This is a genomic window from Bacillus sp. XT-2 (assembly GCF_025696525.1).
In the GTDB taxonomy this organism is placed as follows: Bacteria; Bacillota; Bacilli; order Bacillales; family Bacillaceae; genus Bacillus; species Bacillus halotolerans.
In genome coordinates this window covers 212,902-237,105 of the sequence record NZ_JAHVOC010000005.1, presented here as the reverse complement: position 1 = coordinate 237,105, position 24,204 = coordinate 212,902, and the positions used below count along the sequence as shown (strand labels likewise).

Genomic DNA, 24,204 nt, shown 5'->3' with positions numbered 1-24,204 from the left:
CGGTGGCAAAGCAGAAACAAGCGAAGGCTGTACATACAGAGAGCCGGGAAGCTCTTTTTGATACAGCGGATTTGATCAAGCACGCAAAGGAACTGTTCGGCGTTAAGCCGGAGATCCTTCAGGGGGCTTTATTTGGCGTGGACAAAACACGCCTGACGAAATCAGAGGCAAGTCAATTGATACAAACATTTTTAACTAAGGAGGTCATGCAATAATGAATGGCGGAACATTTACAGCAGGAAAAGAAAAGGACCGTGCAGGCATTTATTTCAATTTTAAAACGACGGCACAGGAACGGGTGTCACTCGGTGAACGGGGGACGGTCGCACTTCCGGTCGCATCAAGCTGGGGCGAAGCGAAAACATTCGTCTCCATTTCAAGCGTGGAGGATTTAAACAAAAAAGTGGGTCTCAGCATCGACGATCCATCTTTATTACTGTTGCGTGAAGCGAAGAAAAACGCGAAAACGGTATTGATGTACCGCCTCACTGAAGGCGTCAGAGCATCTGCCGATATTGCCGAAGGCGTTAAAGCGACTGCTCTATACGGAGGATCAAAAGGGAATGACATCATCATCCGCATTAATGAAAATGTACTGGATGCAGCGTCATTTGATGTCACAACGTATATGGATGAATCAGAAGTGGATAAACAGACTGTCAAAAAAGCTGAAGAATTAACAGCAAACGGCTATGTGACATTTACCGGAAAAGGAGACCTTTCCTCTTCAATTCCGCTGACTGGATCAGAGGGAGACGCGGCTGCCGAGACGCTGAACGCATCTGCGGGTATCCGTTTATCCGGCGGTACAGATAAAGCGCCGGTCAACTCAGACTATACTGATTTCTTGGCTGCGGCTGAAACGGAGAGCTTTGATGTCATCGCTTTGCCGGTTGCAGAAGGAGATCAGCTGAAGGCGACCTTTGCCGCATTCATTAAGCGTCTGCGTGACGGTCAAGGGCAAAAAGTCCAAGGGGTAACAGCCAACTACAGCGGTGACTATGAAGGCATCATCAACGTGACAGAAGGTGTGCTGCTGGAAGATGGAACAGAAGTGACACCGGACAAAGCGACGGCGTGGGTAGCCGGCGCAAGTGCGGGAGCAACCTTTAACCAATCTCTCACATTTGTGGAGTATGAAGGTGCCGTTGATGTCTTAAACCGCCTTGACCACGACGCGATTGTGGAACGCTTAGCCAAAGGCGAATTTTTATTCACATTTGACGCCCGCGATAAATCGGTAAGCGTAGAAAAAGACATTAACTCACTTGTCACGTTTACGGCTGAGAAAAACAAGAAGTTTGCGAAAAACAAAATCGTCCGTGTACTCGACGCAGTCAATAACGATTTAACACGCGAGCTGAAAGCATTAATCAAATCAAGAAAGGGAAGCGGAAGCGACATCCCGGCCTCTGAAGACGGGCTTCAGTATGTGAAAACGATGATTACGCAATACATGACAACACTTCAGGATGCGGGCGGCATTACCGGTTTTGATTCTGATCAAGATATCACAATTTCAATGAATGAAGACCGTGACGGCTTCTTGATTGACCTTGCTGTACAGCCTGTCGACGCGGCAGAAAAATTCTACTTTAATGTGGAGGTAAACTAATATGGCATTAAAAGCACAAAACACGATTTCAGGTAAAGAAGGACGCTTATTTCTCGATGGCGAAGAAATGGCGCATATCAAAACATTTGAAGCAAATGTGGAGAAAAACAAGTCTGAAGTAAATATTATGGGCCGTCGCATGACAGGCCATAAAACAACAGGCGCAAACGGAACAGGCACAGCGACGTTTTACAAAGTCACATCAAAATTTGTGATCCTTATGATGGATTACGTCAAAAAAGGCAGCGATCCTTATTTCACCCTGCAGGCTGTGTTAGATGATAAATCTTCCGGAAGAGGAACAGAAAGAGTCACGCTTTACGACGTAAACTTCGACTCCGCAAAAATCGCCAGCCTCGATGTCGATTCAGAAGCATTAGAGGAAGAAGTTCCGTTTACATTTGAAGACTTCGACGTGCCTGAAAAGCTTTCTGACACGTTTTAATCAAAACTGAACAAGCCATAAGCAGACCTTTCTGAGAAAGGTCTGTTTGTAAATGATGAAATCAATTTAAAGATAAGGGAGTTTTTTACATGAGCGAGAAGAACGAAAACGTATATGATCTTTCCTTTTTTATGCCGGGAAAAACAATCGAAGCCGAAGAAATCAAAGTGCCGATCTCTAAACGTTTTGTTGATAAAAAAGGGAATGTCATACCGTTTATTTTAAAACCAATTACCACCGAACGAATTGATGAACTGGAGAAAGAAAATACAACATTTAAAAATGTGAAAGGCCGCGGACGCGTTAAAGATTTAGACTCCCAGCGCTTTTATGCGAGAATTGCCATCGAATCCACTATTTATCCGGATTTTCGTTCAAAAGATTTAAGAGAGGCATACAAAACAGCAGACCCGGTGGAAGTCGCCAAACGTGTACTATCGGTGGGAGGAGAATATGCAAACTGGCTGAATAAAGCAATTGAAATCAATGGTTTTGAAGATGATCTTGAAGATCTAGAAGAAGAAGCAAAAAACTAGTAAAGGATGGCGATAAGGAAACTGTGTATTTGTATTATGCAATGCATGAACTTCATTATTCGCCATCCCAGCTTCTTGAATTATATGAAGCACCAAAGCACTTTAAAGCTCTTTTATTTGGGTTGATTGGATATAAGTTAGATCTATTAGAAAAAGAATCAAGGAGAGGAGGGAATTAAAATCGCAAAATTAACAGCCCGCTTTGATCTCGAAGACAAGGTATCTAAAAAACTAAAACGGATACATAAAGGATTCCAAGAGGTCGAAAAAAAAGTAAAGACCATTAATCGGCAAATCAAAATTAGTATCAGAGCAGAAGATCAGGCATTTTACCGGCTGAGAAAAATAAATGACTACATTATTTTGAAATTCGCGAAATCACTTGAAATCAAAGTTGTACTTGATGACCAAGCCACTTCAAAGCTGGAAGCGATTGAACAAAAACTAAAACGGTTGCCGAAAGAAAAGAAGCTGACTGTATCTTTGGTAGACCGGACAGCAGCTGCGTACAAAAAAATAAAGAAGATGCTATCTAAACAAAAACTATCATTCCTTTTGGTTCCAGATGACAAGGTTACTTCAGCCGTTAAAAAGATTATTGGTTATATCAAGAAAAATTTGAAAAACGGATATACAGTCAAATTAAAAGTTATCGATGAAATTACAAAAACAGTGAATCGATTAACAGCACTTTTGAAGAAATTTGAAAAAACCTATTATGTAAAGGTCGTTGTTAAGACAAAAATATCAGACAAAATCAATAAAAAAGAAAGCCCGATTAATAAAGACAAATCTAAGAAAGAATCAGACAAAGCTTCGGATAAAGGCGCTGACAAAAGTTCTGATCAAAAACCTGGCTGGGTCGGGAAAATCAAAGGATGGCTGAAGGATTGGTGGACAAAGTCAGCTTGGCCTTGGATTAAGGATACGCTCAACCAAATAGGCAAAGCTTTTTTGGATCGTTTCAAAGAAAGATTGATAGAAAAGCTGAAAAATGATGTGTTTGATAAGATCATTGATAAAATTCTAGGACCTCAAAAAAAGGACGATTCTGGTGAAAATTCTGAAACGGATAATAAAGTCCTTAACCGTAATACAGGAGGAAATTGTTGCTGTTGCTGCTGTGAAGACGGGGGTAACAGTCCGGGCAGTAAAAATAGAAAAACCTATAAAAAAAAGAAAAGCCCGACAAAGGCTCCAAACAGAACACTTAGGGTTCCTGGAGAGGTAATAAGAAGACGCCAGAGCGGCACATCCGGTGAAAGTGCGCCACGGTCCTCTGGTTCGAAGTTCAAGAACTGGCTCGGAAGCTTAAAATCGCTAGGGAAGGATTCATCCAAACTAGGAAAAGCGTTCAGAGGAATGGGTAAGGCTGTTCCATACGTAGGATCTGCTTTAGCAATGTTCGATCTAGCTGGAATCAATAAAGATAATGCTGGTGAAAAGGTTGGTTCAATCGGAGGACGCATTGCCGGCGCAGAAGCAGGAGCAACTGCCGGAGCAGAGGCTGGTGCGACAATCGGATCCTTTGTGGGTCCGGAAGGTACAGTAATCGGGGGAGCTATCGGCGGAGTCGGCGGCGGTTTAGTAGGCGGAATAGGCGGCGAAGAAGCAGGTAAGAACATTGGTAAGATGTTTGATACTTCTCAAATCAAAGAGAACATTTCAAATACATTATTTAATGGTGATTGGTGGAATGAAAAATGGACAGGTGTTAAAACAACAACGAGTGATACTCTCGGAGGCCTTAGTGATACATGGACTAATATAAAAGATACAGCTTCTACTACTTTTTTTGACTCAAATTGGTGGGCAGAAAAAGCTGGTTATGCATACGGTACATTAGAGTCTACACTTTTCAATAGTGATTGGTGGGGCGGAAAATGGGAGTCTGTAAAAGGTTGGACACAGGAAAAATGGGATCAAGCTTCCTCTGTCTGGAACTCTGTAAAATCAAAAGTAAAAGAAACAGTCTTTAATAAAGATTGGTGGTCCGGTAAGTGGGAAGGCGTTAAGAGCTGGGCTCAAGAAAAATGGAACGGTGCCGTTTCTGTTTGGGAATCAATTAAGTCGAAAGTAAAAGAAACAGTATTCAATAAAGACTGGTGGTCCGGTAAATGGGAAGGTGTTAAAGGCTGGACAAAAGAAAAATGGGAAAACACAAAGTCGCTTTGGAAAAAATTCAAATCCACACTTGAAGACAGCCTATTTAATAAAGACTGGTGGTCTGAAAAATGGGGCTCAGTAAAAGAGTGGGGAAAAAATATATTAGGAGATTCTTGGAATGCAGTAAAGTCTGCAGGCGGAAAAGTAGTAAAAACTGCTCAAAAAGTGGGCGGCGGAGTGACGTCTTGGGTTAAAGAAAAGGTAGATCATTTTCAAAAAGGACGAGAGAAGGCTCACAGAGACTTTGGGATGAAAGCTGACAAAAACGCCACAGGTGGTTTTATTACCAAACCGACTATCTCCTGGATCGGTGAGGCAGGTAAGGAATTTGTCATTCCAGTCGATAATAATCGCGGTCGCGGCAAAATGCTGTTAGGGCAAGCAGCATCGAAATTGGGCATGCATGTGGTCGATGATATGGCATCAGCCTCTACACTTTCAGGTGGGACAGCTCTAAACACTGTTGGCAGCCATTCTGCTTCAATGCCATCTTCTATTAACACATCTAGCCTTAACGGCCAAGCTTCAGACCTCGGACAGCAATTTTCAGAAGGCTTTGGTAAAGGCATCAGCAATCAGCCGGTCAAAATGGAAGATTGGAAAAAGAAAAACATCAATATGCCATTTACACAAATGATTTCTTCTTCACCAAATTACGGAAAACAGATGGTAAGCGGCTATGCTAAGGGGCAAAACAGCACAGCAACCGGAACAGACGGCTTTTTACAATCAAAAGTCAAAACACCGTTCCAAGCTACTGTAAACAAATCTTCATCATGGGGAAGCAGTACAATCAAAGGATTTACTTCAGGACAAAATAGTTCCCAAACCGGTACTGATCAATATGTAAATACACATGTGAATAAGCCGTTTTTGCGATCTAAAGAATCATCAAACGGCTGGGGTAGCGGCATGATCGGGAATTTTGTTTCAGGTATGACTTCAAAGGCAAGTGAAGTCCATGAAGCTGCCAAGGAACTCGCGAAAAAAGTTGAGAAGGCTTTCCGTGAAGAATTAGATATCCATTCGCCTTCTCGAGTTATGATGAGTCTCGGCCGCTTTGCATCTGTCGGGGTAGTAAAAGGATTGGATTCTGTCGATGTGAAAAAATACGCTGAAAAGCAAGCCGGTTCACTGGCAGCTGCTTATTCCGGAATGGGTGCAGTAGGGGGAAATGTGAAGCAGTGGCTTATGGCTGCAATGATGGCCACAAAGACACCTTTAAGCTGGCTTCCAGGATTGATGACGATTGCTCAGTATGAATCAGGAGGCAACCCGAACTCTATTAACCTGTGGGATAGCAACGCGAAGGCGGGAAATCCATCACAAGGACTCATGCAGACAGTCCCGACCACATTTAATGCTCATAAAGCACCGGGCATGGGTAACATCAGAAATCCGATTCACAACGCTGCTGCCGCTATCGGCTATATCAAAAGCAGATACGGCTCAATTGATAATGTACCTGGCATTAAAAGCCTGAAACGTGGCGGTCCCTATGTCGGTTATGCCAACGGCGGACTGATCACAAAAGAACAAATCGCCCGTGTCGGTGAAGGAAACAAGCGGGAATGGATCATTCCGGAGGAGCGAGGCATACGCGGCCGCTACCTCCTTCAGAGAGCAGCGCAAGCTCTGGGTATGGAAGTGACAGATCCGTCTCAATCCCAGCAGTCTGAGCTTTCTTCAGGCCAAGTCTCCGCTGTTACTTCGGCAAGCCGGCCAACGACAGCGGTATCCGGATCAAAAGAAATTTATATTCAATTTAATGGTGACCAGCACTTCCATAATGGACAAGACGCCGAAACTCTTGCAGCGAAAATCAAGCAGGCGCTTATAGACGAACTGCAAAAGGATATCAATATTGGAACGAAGGGAGTCGTTGCATTTGACTAAATCCGTATATGAATTTTGGATTTCACAAGGGAAGGACAAGCTGCGGCTCCCCGTACTTCCCGACCAGCTGAATATTTCAAATACGGTTCAGAATGAGACGGTTAAAGTAGCCAAGTTTGGTGACCTTACATTTATTGACGAACAGGGAGCGAAAGAAATTTCGTTCTCTTCGTTTTTTCCGAAGAAATACAGCCCGATAGCTGAATATCAAAACTTCCCGTCGCCGGAAAACGCGATAACAAAAATTGAAAAATGGATGAAGGCCAAAAAAACGGTCCAGTTTTTGATTACGGGGACAAAAGTCAATCTGACCTGCAGCATTGAGGGATTTTCCTACAGCGAAGGCCAGCAGGATATCGGTGATCGCTCGTTTGATATTCAATTAAAAGAATACAAAACCGCTTCCCCCCGAAAAATCAAGCAAAAGAAAAAAACAAAGGCAAAACGTCCGTCAAAGGCCTCTCCGAAAACCTATACAGTGAAAAAGGGAGACACGCTTTGGGACATTGCCGGCAGATTTTACGGGAACAGCACGCAATGGCGCAAAATTTGGAACGCCAATAAAACAGCGATGATCAAGCGAAGTAAACGAAATATCAGGCAGCCGGGCCACTGGATTTTTCCCGGTCAAAAATTAAAGATACCGCAATGAAGCAGGTGATGTATGATGATAGAATTGTTCGTCATTAAAGATACAGAATGGCTTGAGCTGGTAGCGGAAAGCGTGTCGCTGGAGGGACACCGATATCAAGCGCCGCGCTCCATAGAAGCGACCATCGTCATCAAACAGGGCGACCAAACGTATTACAGCGTCACAGAAGGAGATACCGTCTTGTTTAAGTGGAAGGGAAAAGAGCTTTTCCGCGGGATCGTCTTCGCCCGAACGCCTGATGAACATACGCTTGCCTTCAGTGCGTACGATATGCTGCAATATCTGGTCAAAAATCAGGATGTGTACGTGTTTTCCAATCAGCGTGCTGACCAGATGATCAGGAGGATCGCCAATGATTTTCAAATTCCGACAACCTCTATTGCGAACACAAGTCATACGATCAAAAGCCTTGTGATTAAAAATGATACGAGCCTGTACGACATCATATTGAAGGCTTTAAAACAGACAAAGAGCCAGACGGGCAGGAATTATCAGCTGTATTCGGAAAAAGGAAAGCTCGGTCTGCGCGCTTGGCCAGATCCATCAGAGGTATGGGTGCTGGAAACCGGCGTCAATATTACGGGCTACCAATACAGCACGTCTATAAATGATACCGCAACACGGGTGGTGCTGCGCCGCCAGAAGGAGAATAAGACGTATAAAGCGTCTGCGAAGGACAATTTAGGCTTAAACAAATACGGCGTGCTTCAATATACGGAGACCGTAACAGACGAAATTAACCAGGCGCAGCTTCAGCAGAGGGCCGACGTACGCCTTGCTGAAAAAAAGGGCGTAAAAAAAGAACTGAAAAATATTCAGGCCATCGGCATTCCAGAAGTGCAGAGCGGCTTGCCTGTCTATATATCCATTCCGGAGGCAGGGATTAAGAAAATCTACTGGGTAGATACAGACCGGCATGAGTTTAAAGGAACGAAACATACGATGACCATTGATGTTGTCGAAAAGAATACGATGCCGGAAGGGGTTTCCTGATGAGACTGAGTGAAGCCATCAAACATTTGGCCGTCGGTGCGGTTGATGCTGAATCTCCGGTGGAGCTGCTCCCAGCTGAGGTGGTTTCGGTTTCTCCTGTTGAAATCAAATTAAAAGAAAACAGCAAACTGATTATACCGGCTGACGCCCTCATCATCCCAAAACGGATGCAGTCCGGAGGAGATGATGCACTCGAGCTGGGGGATCGCGTCATGACTGCAGCTCTGACAGGCGGACAATCGTTTTTTATTTTAGATAAACTGTAAACAAAACCGCTTCGGACGAAGTGGTTTTTTATTTAGCATGTATAAAGGAGTGGGCATCATGGCCCTGACACCAGAAGTGGAGTTTGAGGATATTGAAGATGACGGCGAAGTCATTGAAACCTCGCAAACCTACAAAATAGATTTTGAAAACGGAAGAATTACAAATGAGTTGATTACCGGGCTTGAAGCAATCAGACAGTTTGTGTATATCGCCTTACAAACTGAACGATATGCGTATTCAGTTTATAGCCATAATGTCGGAAATGAGCTTCAGGACGTGCTTACAGATCATGAGACGACTGATGCCTACAAAAAAATGGAGATTCCAAGGCTCATAGAGGAGGCACTTGTTTATGATGACCGTATTTCCGCTGTAACAGACTTTGAGATAGAAAAACAAGGCGATGCATTTCATGTTTCCTTTGTAGTCGAGACAGATGAAGGATCGCTTGAGATTGAGGAGGTGATTGGCGAAGATGTTTGAGGACCAGACCTTTGAAGATATTATGGAGCGTATGCTGAACAGCATCTCCGCAGATATTGACACGAGAGAAGGCAGTGTTATTTATAACGCATTAGCCCCGGCGGCAGCCGAGCTTGCGAAGTCGTATATATGGCTTGATACCGTGCTTGAGCTTGTGTTTTCTGATACTGCGCAAGGAGAGTTTTTGGACCGGCGCGCTGCGGAAGCGGGGATTGAACGGACAGCTGCCACAAAGGCCGTGAGAGCAGGGGAGTTCACAGCTGGCGTCAGAATTCCTGAAGGCTCCCGCTTCTATGTGGACAATCTTTATTTTCAATATACAAGAGACGGGACGCTTGTCTGTGAAACGCCGGGAGAAGCAGGAAACGCCAATCTGACCGGACGCAATCTGTTGTCACTGGATACCATCCCGGGATTGGAAAAAGCGATTGTCAAAGAGATTCTGATTCCCGGGCGTGAAGAAGAAGGAGATGACAGCTTAAGAGAACGGTATTTTACGAGGGTTCGGCGTGAGGCTGTCAGCGCCAATAAAATGCATTATAAAGAGTGGGCTGAAGAAGTGGACGGTGTTGGAAAGGCAAAGATCTTCCCGCTTTGGAACGGAGACGGGACGGTTAAAATTGTCGTCACGAATGCTAACCTTGAACCGGCTTCTGAAATCTTAATTCAAAAAGTGAAAGACTATATTGATCCTGAGCCCGGTCAGGGCGAGGGGCAGGCGCCAATCGGAGCCGTTGTCACAGTAGAAAGCGCGGTCTGGAAGGAAGTTGAGATTTCTGCCGAGGTGCTTCCAGAAGTCAATCACTCGATTGATGAAGTAAAGACAGAAATTCAAGAAGGCGTTTTAAATCTCTTTAAGAAAATGGCATTCGAAGATAACATTATCCGCCTTTCTCAAATTAATAACATCGTCTATAATTCGCCGTCTGTCAGTGATTATTCAAATATTAAAATCAACGGCACTTCCGAAAATTTAGTGCTGAGCGACGTAGAAATCCCTAAGCTTGGGCAGGTGAAGATCATTGAGCAAACAAGATGACATGATTTCATATCTGCCGCCGTTTCTCACCAGCTTAAAAGAAATGTCGGAGCTGCTGAAAGCGGAAGCACCTGAGTTTGATCAGCAAAATAACAGCATATTTGATCTGACAGACCAGTTATTTGTGCCAACAGCAACATGGGGGCTTAGCCGCTGGGAAAAGATTTTAAACGTGCCGCGGGAATCTGGAGACACCGATGAAATCAGGCGATTACGGCTCATTTCGAAGATGTCGAACATCCCGCCGATCACCTACAGGGCCATTGAGCAGGCGGTGAACCGTTTCTTAAAAAAACCGTCGGCACAAGTCCGCCTGCTGCCCGGTGAATACCGCTTTAATGTAGACATCAATATTGATGATCTCCAGCACATGAATGAGCTGATCGAAGCATTGGAAAATATGAAGCCGGCACATCTGGCGTATACGCTCAGAGGCGGATTGAATGAGACGCTCCAAATAAAGGACAGAGTCATCCTGAATCACCGAAGATACCGAACAGCCAGTGAGCTGAAGGTCGGTTATTCTGTCACCCTTAACAATAATGAGGTGGTCTTAACTTGATTTCAACCATATACAGAGAACGTACAGCTACCGATCTCAAAAGCAGGATTCATCACGTGCTGCTTAACGGCCAAGAAACAGAAATAGTGGAGCTCACCATTGAAGGAGCAACAGTGACCGTTCTGACAAAACGTGAGGAAGATATTAAACATATAGAAACGGTACAAATTTTAGACGAGCTGGGCAACATCATTACAGAAAGAAAAACAGACCTGGACGTCAGTGAAAACAGAACACTCGATTTCAGATTTACCTTTGAGGTGGTGTAAATATGGCATACGAAGAAAAAACAGACTGGCTTCCGGATGATCCAATTAACGAGGACGACGTCAACCGCTGGGAAAAAGGCATAAAAGACGCCCACACAGACCTGGCTGCCCACAAAAACGACATGAACAACCCCCACAACACAACAAAGGCGCAAATCGGGCTGGGGAATGTGGATAATGTGCAGCAGGCCGCGAAGAAGGATTTTGATCAGCATGAGCAAGATCAGGTGCGGCATATTACATCAATAGAACGTGAGAAATGGAATAGTGGTCAGTTATCTAAAATTACAAATGATGACGGTCAGCCTGTATTCAATATAGCTAACGATTTCCATACTGAACTGCTTAACTATCCTACGCTGACTTATTTTTCTTACAGTGGCTTGCCCTTAAATTCTCCGGGTGGATCAGGAAGGGGATTTTGGACTTGCAGTGATAGTAAGTTATATGGGCATGTTATTGTGATGACAAATGATAATAGAACCTATCGCAAAACGTTATCAAATGGCAACTGGTCAGATTGGATTGAATTGGAGACAACAAATGGTGCTCAAACAAAGGTGAACGCTCATGCCGCCAAGTCGGATATACACGTAACACAAGCGGAGAAGGATAAATGGAACAACAGCCAACTTTTTAAAATAACAGCGGATAATGGTCAAGGAAAACTATACTTAAATGAAACCGATGATTTTCATGAAATTGTACCAAAGAATACTGGAATGGTTCATTTTACGTCTGCTTCTAATACAGTGAATGGTCCTGGTACTTCAGTTAGAGGCATATGGACAGTTAATGCTATGGGGAATTACGGACAGATTATCGCTTTTGATAATGCAAATAAAACTTATCGAAAGACAATATCCGGAGGGAATTGGTCTGAGTGGATAGAACTTGAAACAACTGTGGGAGCACAGTCTAAAGTTTCTAATCATGCCATGGACTCAACAGCTCATATTACGACAGAGGAACGTAACAAATGGAATGCTGGTCAATTGTCTAAAATTACGAACGATGCGGGCGGGGTTCTAGTTTCAATAGGCGACGCAGATGATTTTCTTAGTAAAATTGTTCAAACGGGGGAGAAGTTTGGAACATTTTATTCTACTGGAAAACCGACTAATGCACCTTCTGCATTATCTACAAGAGGATTTTTTCATTTTACAGCTACTGATAGTAATGGGAATGGAACTTTTGGGTACGTAGTCGCTATTGATTATAAGAATAACATGTTTACTAACTATGTTGATGGTAATTTAGGATGGCAAGGGTGGAATAAAGTTGAAAGTGAGATCGGGTCACAAAGTAAGGCAGATAAAGCAGTAACGGACGCTAAAAATTACGTTGACACAAACTACACAAATGAAAAATTAATAGTCCAGCAGAGCTCTGTAGCAATTCAAGATGCAAGAACACCTGGCACAGATTATCCGCTGGGCATAACTATTTGTACTATAAATAATAACAATGATACAGGATACCCGCTTGGATATGGAATGATCAAAAATGAAAAGTGGTCGCATTATCGATTTGCTCAATATTTTTATGGAAATGGCGATACTACGAATGGTAAAAATGACCATGTAGGAACTTGGATACGTCACTGGTGGAATGAATCTGGATGGACTCCTTGGGAAAAAATATCTGGTTTCGCACATGCTATCATCGGAAGAACCGGAAAACAAGCTCTTAATAAGGGAGAACAAAATAAAATCATTTTTAAAAATATAATAAAAGACAGCAACAACTTATTTGATTTATCAAATAGCAGATTTATAGCTAGCCATGCTGGTATGTATTTGGTGAATGCCAGTTTATACATTGAAAATACATTACAATATTCTAATTTTGAGTTGTACGCATATGTTAATGGTTCTCAATATAAATTAATGAATCAGTTTAGGATGCCCTCTCCTAAAGACAATGATGACTCAAAAGAGTTTTATGCAACTGTTACTGGATCAGCCACAGTACCACTTAACGCAGGGGATTATGTTGAAATCTATGTTTACGTAGGATATACAGGTACAGCATCACGATATATTTTTGATAATCCTAATAGTAAAAATTACTTTGATATCCTAGAACTCGGTGGCCAAATTTTCCCTACAAGATAGGAGGTACAAAAATGATATTATACGACGCAATCATGTACAAATACCCTGACGCTGTGCCAAGAAAGGATTTCGAGCTGCGGAATGACGGAAATGGTTCCTACATTGAAAAATGGAACCTGCGCGCCCCGATCCCGACGCAAAAAGAACTGGAAGCCTGGTGGGAGGAATCGCAAAAAAATCCTCCGTACGAGCCGCCTGATCAGGTGGAGCTGCTTGCTCAGGAATTGTCGCAAGAAAAGTTGGCACGCAAAAAGCTTGAAGAGCTAAACAAAACGTTGGGGAGTGAGCTGTCAGATATAAAGCTTTCATTATTATCTTTGAAAGGAGAGAGTGCTGAATGAATTATTGGGTGCTTGCCCTCTACTATGAGTGGGCGACAACGGATATGGTGAAACAGGCCATCGCATATCAAGACTGTTCATTTGAGGATCTGGCAGAAGGCGTGAACAAAAAACTGATCACTTCTGACCAGTATGAAGAAATTACCGGTAAAGCCATGTAGGCTTTTTTATTTTGCTCGTTTTTACATGAAAAGGAGGATAAAAATGGTCAAGTATCAATATGAATTTCCTCTCGATAAGACTGGAAAAGCTGGAGCTGTAAAGCCGTATAGAGGAGAAAAAACCGATTTTGTCACACCTGTTTCAAATCTCTCAGGTGTAGCGGAGATTTTAACAAATGCCGCGTTAAAGGCCACTGAGGCATACAGTCAGCTCGGACAAGACCGGCTTGGCGCAGTTCTGATTTCTAAAGTAAAGGGCTGGGCGTATGCAGATCGTGAAGGCACGCTCTTTATAGAAGAAAGTGACAATAACAATGTTTGGACGACGACAGCATCAGTTAATGTCGCAGCAGGTGTCCTGACAGCGACGGACTGGGTATATCTTTCTAAACGCTATTACCGCTTCCGCTATGTGAACGGGAATCTTCAGCAATCAGACTTTGTATTATACCAATCAGTCGGTGCGGGTGAAATGGATGTGCGTGTCAGTGGAAAAGCGCCTTTGCAGATTGACTTTCAGGAGAATCAAACACACGATGGACGGTTGAAAGTGGAGGCCCGCAAAACATTTGACTTTGTCTTTCATGAAAATGCAGAGTCCGCCAGTGAGGGTGCTGCTTTACCTGTTGACGGTGCCGAGCATTTACTCGTTGAAGTATACGGCACAGCGGAAATGAGCGAAGTCAAATTTTGGGGCAAATCGGTGTCAGGACAGAAACTACCGATCAGAGGCGTGAAAACTGATGATGCCAGCTCTGCATTGAGTACATTAGGAAAAGCTGAGGCGTGGGCCTTTGATATTAAAGGGTTTAAGGAGATCATTATGGAGATCGTCAGTATCACCGGCGGTACTCTTTCGGTAAAAGGAACCGCTGTTTCATAACAGTTTTGGCTCTCGGAAGGGAGGTGATCTGCATGTGAAGGAGGAGTGAGTAATGCAGCAAGAGGCAGATGTTAATGTCTTTCAGCAGGATTTAGCAGACATAAAAGGTGAACAAAAAGCGCTCGAACAGAGAGTTTCGGCATTGGAACGCGTGTCTGACCGGCAAGACCAGCAAATCATGACGCTGAACGAAAAATTAAACAAAATTGATGAAAATACAACATGGATTAAGCGCACCATTACAGGTGCCATCATTACAGCAGTGTGCACAGGGATCATTGGCGGAGCGATCGCCATTATGTACAACCTGCTGCAGCATTAAGGGGGATTATCATGAAAACGTATGATAAAGGCACGGTCACTAGGACGGTGCTTCTTTTGCTTGCGCTCATCAACCAGAGCATGCTGATGTTTGGCAAATCACCATTGGACATACAGGAAGAGCAGGTGAATCAGCTTGCAGATGCTCTGTATTCAGCAGGATCAGTGATCTTCACAATTGGGACAACACTAGCAGCTTGGTTTAAAAACAACTATGTAACAGAAAGAGGGAAAAAGCAACGCGACTTGTTAAAGGAAAATAATCTGACGAAATAAGGAGAGATGAAAATGGTTAACATTATTCAAGATTTTATTCCGGTCGGTGCAAATAACCGTCCAGGCTACGCGATGACACCTCTTTATATTACCGTACACAATACAGCGAACACGGCAGCAGGCGCCGATGCCCAAGCGCATGCCCGCTATTTGAAAAACCCTGATACGGCGACAAGCTGGCATTTTACAGTTGATGATACAGAGATTTATCAGCATCTGCCGTTAAATGAAAACGGCTGGCATGCAGGAGACGGGAACGGAAGCGGCAACCGGGCTTCTATTGGGATTGAAATTTGTGAAAATGCGGATGGCGACTTTGCACAAGCAACAGCTAATGCCCAGTGGCTGATCAAAACATTGATGGCTGAACACGGTATCAGTCTCGCTAACGTCGTGCCTCATAAATATTGGTCAGGGAAGGAATGCCCTCGCAAACTGTTGGATACGTGGGACTCGTTTAAAGCGGGAATTGGCGGCGGCGGGAGCCAAACTTACGTCGTAAAAAAAGGTGACACACTTACATCCATAGCGAGAGCGTTCGGTGTTACTGTTGCTCAGCTGCAAGAGTGGAACAATATCGAAGATCCGAATCTCATTCAGGTTGGTCAAGTGTTAATTGTAAGTGCTCCTTCGTCCGCTGCAGAGCCAGAACTCTATCCGCTCCCTGACGGTATCATTCAGCTGACAACACCATATACCTCAGGCGAACACGTCTTTCAGGTGCAACGAGCGCTGGCGGCTCTCTACTTTTATCCTGATAAAGGAGCTGTGAACAACGGAATCGACGGCATTTACGGGCCGAAAACAGCAGACGCGGTTGCGCGTTTTCAGTCTGTTAACGGTCTACCCGCCGACGGTATCTACGGACCTGCGACAAAAGCGAAGATCTCAGCTCAAGTTAGCTGATGAAAGAACATAAAAATCCCGGAGTTGCTCCGGGATTTATTTTTTCTTCTTCAATTTTTTTAAAATTCCTGCACTCCGCTCCCTCACCCGAAGCGAATACCCGGAAAAGCCAAACTTCCCGTAATCAATAACCTTCACACGCCGCACCAATTTTTTCACTGTATCACCTGACATTATCCTCTGTTTGTTTTATTATATGTAGCCCCTTAAGAAAAGGAATAAGGACAAGAGCTGTTTCTCTTGTCCTTTTAGTGTGATCATGCTTTTTTTCGTTTATACTCATCAATCAGCCGTTCGTTTTCTTTGAAGATTCTTGCTGTGTGCGGACTGACTTGATAGCTTGCGACACTGGTGGTTGAACGTTTTTTCAGGATTTTAAACGGTTTCTTTGCCCGCGGATGGCATCCGTTTTGAAACGCGTTTTCCATTATCCTTCACCTTCCTCCTCAATTGGCAGCACCAAATCATATATGCTCGTTAATGATGTGAATAGCAAATAATCAAATTCCGTTACAATGCTGTCAGACGTCAGTTTGATGACATAGCTCTGTGTCTCAATTGTAAAGGGAATGAGCACTACTTTTCCATACTGGTCGTAATAGACATCCTTTCGATCCAGCCTCGTTTGCACGTCAGCGGGATCCTCCATGTGCTCGGTTAACCGGTCTTTATCAGACTGTGTCGAATAGTGACAAAGGCTGGCCGTCAGATTCATTTTATCAGCATAGGTTTTCAGCAGTTTATCAATTCCTTCAGCATATGCTTCTATACTTCCATAATAAACATGAATCGGTTCGTTTTTCAATAGATATTGGTATGTTTTCAGCCGATCGAGATACATGTGGAGCATTTCGTTGTTTTCTTCGAGAATTTCTCTTGTGTCTGTTTCCAGTTCACTGCCGGCCAGTTTTTTCACATAAGCGCTCAAAAAGATAAAAGCGTCAATTAAAGCAAAGCTGACAGCGACAATGACATACCGTTCCCAGTTTGTGAACAGGGAAGAGGGATCATATGTCCAGTATATCATGGCGCCCAAAACAAACAGCAAATACCATGTTTTTCGGATGGCGGACATTTTTTCTTTGACCTTCGCTTCGAACCGCCATGTGGCGTATACGTATAAGCCTAAAGCGGCCATAGTGCACCAGACCATGATTTGAAAGAATAAAAGCATACATCAATCCCTCGCATCTGAAATAGGTTCTGATTATTGTATTCGAGAGATGCGGCTGGTTTTCCTGTTCCATCAAAAAAACCGCTTCTGTTAAGAAGCGGTTCCACATTAAAAAATCATATTTAAAATAAAGTAGGCGATAGCACCAAGTGTCGCTGAAATCGGAAGCGTGATGACCCATGTAATGAGCATCCGCTTAGCTGTGCCCCAGTTTACGCCTTTTACCCGGTGTGATGCACCGACGCCAAGGATTGATGAAGAAATGACGTGGGTTGTACTGACCGGCAAATGAATAAATGTGGCGCCGAAAATAATGGCTGCCCCGGTTAAGTCAGCGGATACACCGTTTACCGGACGAATCTTCATGATTTTTCCGCCAACGGTTTTAATGATTTTCCATCCGCCGATTGAAGTTCCGAGACCCATGGCTGTCGCGCAGGCGAATTGCACCCAGGTTGGAATATCATTAGCAGAAGTATGTAAATTTGCTGTGATGAGAGCCATTGTGATAATTCCCATTGCTTTTTGCGCATCGTTTGTTCCGTGTGTATAGGATTGCAGGGCAGCAGTTATAATCTGCACTCTGCGGAATTGCTTGTTCGTTTTCGCCAAATTGCTGTCTTTGAAGATCAGCTTGACGATGCTGTAAAGAATATAACCAAGGACAAAGGCAATAATTGGTGATAAGATGAGTGCCTCAATGATTTTAATGAAGCCCTTATAATTTAACGCAGTAAATCCGGCTGCCGCAACGGCTGCACCGGCAATCGCCCCGATGATGGCATGGGATGAGCTGCTTGGGATGCCGTAATACCAAGTGAGCAGGTTCCACGCTATTGCTGCGACTAAAGCAGCCAAAATAACAACAGAGCCATTTTCCAAAGTATAAGGGTCTACAATATCTTTCGTAATGGTTTTGGCAACACCTGTAAACGTCATTGCTCCGACAAAGTTCATCACTGCCGCCATTATAATGGCATGGCGCGGTTTCAACGCTTTTGTTGATACTGAAGTCGCAATTGCGTTCGCCGTATCATGAAACCCGTTGATGAAATCAAACGCCAGAGCAAAAATGACTATTAGTATCGTTAATATAAATAGAATATCCATTTTTACCCCTCGTTACGCGTTTTTCATAATGATGGTTTCAAGATTATTGGCAACACTTTGGCACGAATCGGCAATTTCTTCAAGTGTTTCGTAAATTTCACGATATTGAATGACTTTAATTGGATCTGTTTCATTTCCGAAAAGATTCTTTAATGATTTTCTGTGCAGGTTGTCACAGCTGTGCTCATACTCTTTAATTTTGATCGCGTGAGGCTGAATATCCTTTAAGCGGTTTTCTGCCAGCAGCTCAATTGTAATCAAAATTTCTTTCGCGCATTCTCTGATGTATCCGCTGAATTTATCGATATGCTCGTCTGATGAAGTAATTGAGAAAATCTCCATCATGGCAGAGAAATGTTCGATTCCGTCAAGCACATCATCCAGGCTGTTTGTCAGCTGAAGGATATCCTCGCGCTCAATAGGAGTGATGAATGCTTTGTTAAGCTCTTTGATCATGACATGAACATGATTGTCACCTTTTGTTTCATATTCCTTTAACGTATCTGCAAACTCTTTAAGCGTCGTTTGGTTAGTGACCTTAAAATTCAAAAAATATTCTGCAGTTTCGTCTATGTTCTTTGCAATTTCTGTTAAAAGGAGTGAGAACTTATCTTTTTTTCTTCTTATCATTAAAAACCCTCCATAGTTTGAATGAACAATGCACACATCAAATTATTATATAGCCTTTTGTCGAAAAAAAACAGGAAAAGTCGAAAAAAAACGCGGCTTGACTTTTTCGATAAAACGTGTCTCCTTATTTTGGCCTACTTCACCTCAAAAAAACGAACCAAGTTTGCAAAATCTTTCTGGTTAACGTAAAAAGTATATCAAAAGTTGTGTTTTTTTTGTCAACATTTATCTTCTGATTCACCAAAAAACGGTTCCCTAAACAAGGGAACCGTTTTTTTAGCTGGCTTTTCGTTTTTGCATCCAATAATACACAGGGAGTCCGGCCAGGCCGATGAGAATTGATAATCCGCAGCTTAATGTGTCTGTAATGAGTGTGCTTCCCAATACAAAGAATGAACCTGCGATCGCCAATATCGGCATGAACGGGTAAAGCGGAACACTGTAAGCACGCGTTTTTCCCTTTGTTTGTTTGCGAAGAATAAATACTGCAAAAAAGGCCATCACATAAAAAATATAGATCATAAAAATAGAGATTTCAGAAAGCTTATCAGGATTACTGATGAGCATCAGGATGATCGCCACAGCGATTTGGAAAGAAATCGCAATCCACGGTGTGCGGAATGTCGGGTGCACGCGGGACAATTTCTCAGCAAAAGGCAGCTGTTTTCGTTCTGCCATCGCAAAGGTCACACGCGGGAAAGAAAGAACCTTTCCGTTTAAACAGCCGAAGATGCTGACAATAATTCCTATACTGACCAGCTTTCCGCCGATTGAACCGAACAGCATGCTGGCAGCAGTGCTTGTCGCATTTTCTCCAAGTGTCACAATTTCGTTTGCGGACAGGATGTGAAGCAGCGCAAAATTAATGAAGATATAAATGGCTGTTACGATTAACAGTCCGCCAGTCATTGCGCGAGGCAGAAGCTTTTCAGGATTTTTCATTTCTCCGCCGAGAGCTGCAAGCAGGATCCATCCGTCATAAGCAAACAATGTGGCCAAAATGGCTGCACCGAAATTCATATCAGAAATGCTTTCGTTTACTGCTGTAAAGATATGCTGATCGCCTTTCCAAAGGCCGAAAATAATGATACAAGCAATCGGAATCAGCTTTCCGACCGTAGTCAGCGTTTGAACAAAACCGCCGTATTTTGTACCGATAATATTAATTACACATAAAAAGATAACTGCGATAATACCGATTACCTTTGATAGTCCTGAACCCCAGCCGAAAAGATTCGCCATTAAAGATCCAAAATATAAACCGAGTGCCCCGATAATCGCCGGGCCGTAAATAATGATCTGCACCCAGCCGCATAAAAATCCCCAAAACTCGCCGTACACTTCTTCAAGGTACGTATAAAGTCCGCCTGTTTTCGGAATCTGCGTACCGATTTCTGCAATCGTCAGTCCGCCTGCCAGCGTTAATATACCGCCCAACAGCCACGCAAATAGCGCAGTTTTTGAGTCTCCTGAATAAGCGAGCACAGCACCGGGCTTCATAAAAACGCCGGAACCGATAATGGTTCCAATAACAAGAGTAAGGGCAAACAAGAGGCCTATCTCTTTTTTTAAACCGTTTTCTTCAGTATGCATGTCCTTAACCTCCTATGATGAAGCTTCGTGATGAAGAATCTATTTTTCATATTGTAAACCCTATTTTAGAAAAGTGAAATAAAATAAATTTTCTGATTTTCGATATTTGCTTTATTTCCATTCGTAAAATCTGTGAAATCGTCTATTTACTATCTATTGAAACGAATGAAATTGAGTGTAATCTTATCTAAAGTTCGTGTTTTGCGAAAGGTGTTCAAGCGGAGAATGAGCACATTAAACGGCTGACATCGGGACTTAGCAGGATGCCGGACCTAGATGAAGCTGATATGTTGACTTTCGTATGTGAATAAAATACCTTGTAATTAGGAAAATAAATATACATCTTTAATATAATATCTCGAAATCGAGATAAATTGACCTGGAGGGACAGCATATGAAAGTCAACGGCATTCACCACGTGTCCGCATTAACAGCTGACGCGCAAAAAAACTTAGATTTCTATAGTAAAGTATTAGGATTAAAACTCGTCAAAAAATCCGTAAACCAAGATGAACCAACGATGTACCATCTATTCTACGGGGATGAAGTGGCAAATCCGGGAACGGAACTGACGTTTTTTGAGATTCCCCGCATTGCGCCGTTTCATGCGGGAACAAACAGTATTTCTTCTATTGGATTACGTGTTCCAAGCACAGAAGCGCTGCATTACTGGAAAGAACGTTTTGAAGAGCATCAGGTAGCGCATAGCGGCATCGCCCAAAGAGCCGGACGTGACATATTGGCGTTCGAAGATCATGAAGGACAGCGCCTTGTGCTGATTGCTGATGAGAAAGGCAAAGGTTATGGTCTGCCTGTTAAACAAAGCGGCATTCCGGAAGAATTTTCATTTCGCGGGTTAGGGCCTGTTGAATTGACAGTGCCGTACGCTGAACCAACATTACATGTATTAACCAATATTCTTGGGTTTACAGAGGTCAGCCGAGAGCCGGTTGAAGGACAGGGAACAGCGGTCATTTTAGAATCTGGAGAAGGCGGTGCGGCCACGGAAATCCATTTAATTGAAAGAAATGATCTTCCGCGCGAACGTCAAGGAAAAGGAAGTGTCCATCATGTCGCATTTCGCGTGAGAGACGAAGAAGAGCTTGCCGGATGGCACCGCATCATCAGCCGGGAAGGCTTTAGCAACTCAGGCATCGTTGAGCGCTACTATTTCAAGGCGCTGTATTTCAGAGAACCGAACGGCATTCTGTTTGAATTATCTACAGACGGTCCGGGCTTTATGGTTGATGAAGAAATTGATGAGCTTGGCCAAACCATCGCTCTTCCGCCATATCTTGAGCATAGAAGAGAGGAAATCGAAGCAAGACTGAAGCCGATTCAATAACGATATATTGTGATTCTTTGCCTTCCGGCGTCACCGGAAGGCTATTTTTGTTCAAAAACGGCTTACATATGGATGATTAGGTACAAAATATCAGATTTAGATCAGGATAAAGACCCGAAAACTTTTGCTTTTATGGACTGATCGTATGAATTGGTTTTGGCAAAAATATTGCCTTTGTTTATTAATAGTTTTTTCATATTTGCTTGTTACACTATTTCAAAGTTAGACGAAAAGGAGTGAGACACACGTGGAAAAGAAAAAACGCGAGCTGGACATCTTCCTGATTCTCATTTTGCTCGCATCTGCATTTTTAAATATCTATAACATCTGGAATGATGATACGGTGAATCCTTATTACACCGCTGCAGTCACAAGTATGATGCAAAGCTTTCATAATTTTTTCTATGCCTCATTCGATGCGGCAGGGTTTATAACGGTTGATAAACCGCCTGTTACGTTCCAGATACAAACCATCAGCGCACTTATATTCGGTATGCACGGCTGGAGCGTCATCCTGCCTCAGGCACTTGCTGGTGTAGGTTCTGTCCTTTTAATGTATCTGTTAATAAAACCGACATTCGGTAAGACGGCAGCAAGAATCGCCTCTTTCATCATGGCATGTACACCGATTGCGGTGGCTGTGGCCCGGACAAACAATGTTGATGCATTACTGGTATTTTTCTTATTGCTGGCTACATGGCTTCTCTTTAAAGCCATCAGAAAAGGAAAGCTGATCTGGCTGTTAGCAGCATTTTTCGTCGTTGGTGCAGGTTTCAACACAAAAATGCTTCAAGCTTATATGATTTTACCGGCTTTCTTATTGTTCTACCTGATTGCGGCAAATGCCACAATCAAGAGAAAAATCATTTCATTAGGAAGCGCATTAGTCGTATTAGCGGCAGTTTCGTTATCATGGCCGCTCATCGTTGACAATATCCCTGCCAGCAAACGCCCTTATGTCGGAAGCAGCCAGACCAACTCTGTTTTGGAATTGGCTTTCGGATACAACGGAATTCAGCGGCTGACAGGACAAAATTCCGGCGGCGGTCAGGGCGGGTCAAGCAAAGACGCAGCAAAAGAAATGCCTTCTTCGGAGAACAGTTCATCTGACGCTCAGGCACCGCCTAATCAGTCATCAAGCAGCAGCTCATCAAACGATGACAAATCTGCAAATGGCAATATGACGGCACCGCCATCCAATGGGGAAATGCCAAGCGGCGGTCAAGGAGGCCCTCCAAACGGCGGAGGAGATGGCGGACAAGGCGGACCTGGCGGCGACGGAGGTAAGGGCGGTTCAGGCGGATCGAAAATGCAATCAGGTACAGGAATGTTCGGAACGGGAACACCTGGCCCGCTTCGGCTCTTCCAACAAGAACTATCTGATCAAATCAGCTGGCTGCTGCCATTTGCGCTTTTTGGAATTGCAGGCTTGCTGATTGCAGGCGCGCGAGAAAGAAGAAGATTATCTGTTGATCAGAAGGAGACGGTGTTCTGGGTTGCATGGCTTGTGCCGATTGCCGGATTCTTCAGCGTAGCAGAATTTTTCCATCATTATTATCTCATTATGCTGGCGCCGCCGATTGCTGCACTTATCGGAGCTGGATGGGTTGCGCTCGTTCAGTTATACCGAAACCATACAGGCTGGAAGTCTTGGCTTTTGCCGGCGGCGATGATTGCCACAACAGGATTTGAATTGTTTATTCTGAGAAACTACAACGATCAAATCGGTGTTGGATGGAGTATCGGCGTAGGGGTTATCGGTGCGTTATCTGCCATTGCTCTTTTGATTTTTAAACAGCGCCAAAAACCGCTCACATATTATATATCACTTGCAGGTCTTCTCGTATTGCTTGTGATGCCGATTTATTGGGCAAGCACACCTCTCCTGTACGGAGGAAACAGCTCTCTTCCTGAAACAGGGCCGCAGCTCTCTTCAAGCAGCGGAAAAGGCATGGGAATGAACGAGTCGAGTGTAAATGAAAAATTAATTGAGTATTTAGAAGAAAACAACTCCGGAGCGGAATATTTATTCGCCACAACTGATTCAAACACAGCGGCTCCGTATATCATCAAAACGAAAAAGGCCGTCATGACGATCGGCGGATTCAGCGGTTCTGACCCGGCCATCACGCTGACTCAATTTAAAAAGCTCGTAAAAGAAGGAAAAGTGAAATACTTCTTGGCTTCAGGAATGGGGAAAGGCGGAAACAATGAAATTGTCGAATGGGTTCAAGAAAACGGCAAGAAAGTTTCTTCTGATAAATGGCAGTCAAGCGCTGATCAGCAGACATCATCTGATCAGACTGATTCATCAGGTACGTCAAGCGAGAGCAACGCTTCAGGCCAAACCGGCAAAATGGGCGGCGGGCCTGGCGGAATGAACCAGTCAGCTGCATTATACGAACTACATGCTGATGAATAGGA

28 protein-coding genes and 1 pseudogene are annotated in these 24,204 nt (G+C 43.6%); 23 read left to right on the top strand and 6 right to left on the bottom strand.

The annotated features are described in order from the left end of the window. The first annotated feature begins 2 nt into the window (after positions 1 to 2). The 20 genes from KXD37_RS15250 to KXD37_RS15150 all read left to right on the top strand — a co-directional run bounded on the left by KXD37_RS15250 (position 3) and on the right by KXD37_RS15150 (position 15,928). The gene (locus KXD37_RS15250) at positions 3 to 215 is read left to right on the top strand and encodes a hypothetical protein (protein WP_059336109.1); all 213 of its coding nucleotides are present in this window, start codon (positions 3 to 5) and stop codon (positions 213 to 215) included. Further along, complete coding sequence (locus KXD37_RS15245) at positions 215 to 1,615, top strand: phage tail sheath family protein (protein ID WP_106022246.1); 1,401 nt, start codon at positions 215 to 217, stop codon at positions 1,613 to 1,615. Before KXD37_RS15250 ends, KXD37_RS15245 begins: the two co-directional genes overlap by 1 nt. Position 1,616: 1 nt before the next feature. Next, complete coding sequence (locus tag KXD37_RS15240) at positions 1,617 to 2,060, top strand: phage tail tube protein (protein WP_003220592.1); 444 nt, start codon at positions 1,617 to 1,619, stop codon at positions 2,058 to 2,060. An 89-nt stretch (positions 2,061 to 2,149) separates the two neighbouring features. After that, positions 2,150 to 2,596: a phage-like element PBSX protein XkdN gene (locus tag KXD37_RS15235; protein ID WP_003232676.1), complete on the top strand. Its 447-nt coding sequence runs from the start codon at positions 2,150 to 2,152 to the stop codon at positions 2,594 to 2,596. Positions 2,597 to 2,625: 29 nt separating this feature from the next. Further along, positions 2,626 to 2,775, top strand: a complete 150-nt coding sequence (locus KXD37_RS15230; RefSeq protein ID WP_003239113.1) for a hypothetical protein — start codon at positions 2,626 to 2,628, stop codon at positions 2,773 to 2,775. A gap of 1 nt (position 2,776) precedes the next feature. Beyond that, positions 2,777 to 6,658: a transglycosylase SLT domain-containing protein gene (locus KXD37_RS15225; RefSeq protein WP_106022245.1), complete on the top strand. Its 3,882-nt coding sequence runs from the start codon at positions 2,777 to 2,779 to the stop codon at positions 6,656 to 6,658. Next, complete coding sequence (locus KXD37_RS15220; RefSeq protein ID WP_106020454.1) at positions 6,651 to 7,310, top strand: LysM peptidoglycan-binding domain-containing protein; 660 nt, start codon at positions 6,651 to 6,653, stop codon at positions 7,308 to 7,310. Before KXD37_RS15225 ends, KXD37_RS15220 begins: the two co-directional genes overlap by 8 nt. Before the next feature lie 15 nt (positions 7,311 to 7,325). Continuing rightward, on the top strand, positions 7,326 to 8,303 hold the full coding sequence (locus KXD37_RS15215) for a phage portal protein (protein ID WP_127696906.1): 978 nt from the start codon (positions 7,326 to 7,328) through the stop codon (positions 8,301 to 8,303). Beyond that, positions 8,303 to 8,569, top strand: coding sequence for a DUF2577 family protein (locus KXD37_RS15210; RefSeq protein WP_024121076.1), 267 nt, complete (start codon positions 8,303 to 8,305; stop codon positions 8,567 to 8,569). The genes KXD37_RS15215 and KXD37_RS15210 overlap by 1 nt, the downstream gene beginning before the upstream one ends. Positions 8,570 to 8,627: 58 nt before the next feature. Beyond that, on the top strand, positions 8,628 to 9,053 hold the full coding sequence (locus KXD37_RS15205) for a DUF2634 domain-containing protein (protein ID WP_024121077.1): 426 nt from the start codon (positions 8,628 to 8,630) through the stop codon (positions 9,051 to 9,053). Further along, positions 9,046 to 10,092, top strand: a complete 1,047-nt coding sequence (locus tag KXD37_RS15200; protein WP_106022243.1) for a baseplate J/gp47 family protein — start codon at positions 9,046 to 9,048, stop codon at positions 10,090 to 10,092. The genes KXD37_RS15205 and KXD37_RS15200 overlap by 8 nt, the downstream gene beginning before the upstream one ends. After that, positions 10,076 to 10,654, top strand: a complete 579-nt coding sequence (locus tag KXD37_RS15195) for a YmfQ family protein (RefSeq protein ID WP_059292942.1) — start codon at positions 10,076 to 10,078, stop codon at positions 10,652 to 10,654. Before KXD37_RS15200 ends, KXD37_RS15195 begins: the two co-directional genes overlap by 17 nt. Beyond that, positions 10,651 to 10,923 (top strand): hypothetical protein, encoded by a 273-nt coding sequence (locus KXD37_RS15190; protein WP_106022242.1) that lies wholly within the window; start codon positions 10,651 to 10,653, stop codon positions 10,921 to 10,923. The genes KXD37_RS15195 and KXD37_RS15190 overlap by 4 nt, the downstream gene beginning before the upstream one ends. Before the next feature lie 2 nt (positions 10,924 to 10,925). After that, positions 10,926 to 13,040 carry a terminase gene (locus KXD37_RS15180; protein ID WP_106020449.1) on the top strand — a complete coding sequence of 705 codons (2,115 nt, stop codon included), beginning with the start codon at positions 10,926 to 10,928 and terminating at the stop codon, positions 13,038 to 13,040. Positions 13,041 to 13,051: 11 nt separating this feature from the next. After that, positions 13,052 to 13,381, top strand: coding sequence for an XkdW family protein (locus KXD37_RS15175; protein ID WP_106020448.1), 330 nt, complete (start codon positions 13,052 to 13,054; stop codon positions 13,379 to 13,381). Then, a complete protein-coding gene (locus tag KXD37_RS15170; protein WP_106020447.1) occupies positions 13,378 to 13,542 on the top strand; it encodes an XkdX family protein in 165 nt (54 codons plus the stop codon). Before KXD37_RS15175 ends, KXD37_RS15170 begins: the two co-directional genes overlap by 4 nt. Before the next feature lie 43 nt (positions 13,543 to 13,585). Further along, complete coding sequence (gene xepA, locus KXD37_RS15165) at positions 13,586 to 14,425, top strand: phage-like element PBSX protein XepA (RefSeq protein WP_106020446.1); 840 nt, start codon at positions 13,586 to 13,588, stop codon at positions 14,423 to 14,425. Between the two features lie 52 nt (positions 14,426 to 14,477). Continuing rightward, positions 14,478 to 14,747, top strand: a complete 270-nt coding sequence (locus tag KXD37_RS15160; RefSeq protein ID WP_106020445.1) for a hemolysin XhlA family protein — start codon at positions 14,478 to 14,480, stop codon at positions 14,745 to 14,747. Positions 14,748 to 14,758: 11 nt separating this feature from the next. Beyond that, entirely contained in the window at positions 14,759 to 15,022 is a 264-nt protein-coding gene (locus KXD37_RS15155) for a phage holin (RefSeq protein ID WP_106020444.1), read from the top strand. Between the two features lie 12 nt (positions 15,023 to 15,034). Further along, entirely contained in the window at positions 15,035 to 15,928 is an 894-nt protein-coding gene (locus KXD37_RS15150) for an N-acetylmuramoyl-L-alanine amidase (RefSeq protein WP_101860749.1), read from the top strand. A gap of 36 nt (positions 15,929 to 15,964) precedes the next feature. Here the strand turns inward: KXD37_RS15150 and spoIISC are convergent, their stop codons facing one another. The 6 genes from spoIISC to steT form a co-directional block, all read right to left on the bottom strand. Next, positions 15,965 to 16,102 (bottom strand): three component toxin-antitoxin-antitoxin system antitoxin SpoIISC, encoded by a 138-nt coding sequence (gene spoIISC / locus KXD37_RS15145; protein ID WP_142396753.1) that lies wholly within the window; start codon positions 16,100 to 16,102, stop codon positions 15,965 to 15,967. 83 nt (positions 16,103 to 16,185) lie between these two features. Continuing rightward, the gene (locus tag KXD37_RS15140; RefSeq protein WP_024121090.1) at positions 16,186 to 16,356 is read right to left on the bottom strand and encodes a type II toxin-antitoxin system SpoIISB family antitoxin; all 171 of its coding nucleotides are present in this window, start codon (positions 16,354 to 16,356) and stop codon (positions 16,186 to 16,188) included. Then, positions 16,356 to 17,102 (bottom strand): toxin-antitoxin-antitoxin system toxin SpoIISA, encoded by a 747-nt coding sequence (gene spoIISA, locus KXD37_RS15135; RefSeq protein WP_024121091.1) that lies wholly within the window; start codon positions 17,100 to 17,102, stop codon positions 16,356 to 16,358. Before spoIISA ends, KXD37_RS15140 begins: the two co-directional genes overlap by 1 nt. 108 nt (positions 17,103 to 17,210) lie before the next feature. Further along, positions 17,211 to 18,212, bottom strand: a complete 1,002-nt coding sequence (locus tag KXD37_RS15130; protein ID WP_024121092.1) for an inorganic phosphate transporter — start codon at positions 18,210 to 18,212, stop codon at positions 17,211 to 17,213. Positions 18,213 to 18,224: 12 nt separating this feature from the next. Next, a complete protein-coding gene (locus KXD37_RS15125) occupies positions 18,225 to 18,842 on the bottom strand; it encodes a DUF47 domain-containing protein (protein ID WP_010333926.1) in 618 nt (205 codons plus the stop codon). 276 nt (positions 18,843 to 19,118) lie between these two features. Next, positions 19,119 to 20,435 (bottom strand): serine/threonine exchanger, encoded by a 1,317-nt coding sequence (gene steT, locus KXD37_RS15120; protein WP_099042852.1) that lies wholly within the window; start codon positions 20,433 to 20,435, stop codon positions 19,119 to 19,121. 394 nt (positions 20,436 to 20,829) lie between these two features. Here steT and KXD37_RS15115 point away from each other — a divergent pair, with 394 nt between their 5' ends. From KXD37_RS15115 to KXD37_RS15105, 3 genes and pseudogenes are all read left to right on the top strand, one after another. Beyond that, a complete protein-coding gene (locus KXD37_RS15115) occupies positions 20,830 to 21,780 on the top strand; it encodes a ring-cleaving dioxygenase (protein WP_127695396.1) in 951 nt (316 codons plus the stop codon). 144 nt (positions 21,781 to 21,924) lie between these two features. Next, positions 21,925 to 22,020 (top strand): annotated as a pseudogene (locus KXD37_RS15110) (hypothetical protein); the annotation flags it as partial. A gap of 7 nt (positions 22,021 to 22,027) precedes the next feature. Beyond that, positions 22,028 to 24,202: an ArnT family glycosyltransferase gene (locus tag KXD37_RS15105; RefSeq protein ID WP_106020443.1), complete on the top strand. Its 2,175-nt coding sequence runs from the start codon at positions 22,028 to 22,030 to the stop codon at positions 24,200 to 24,202. Positions 24,203 to 24,204 lie beyond the last annotated feature (2 nt).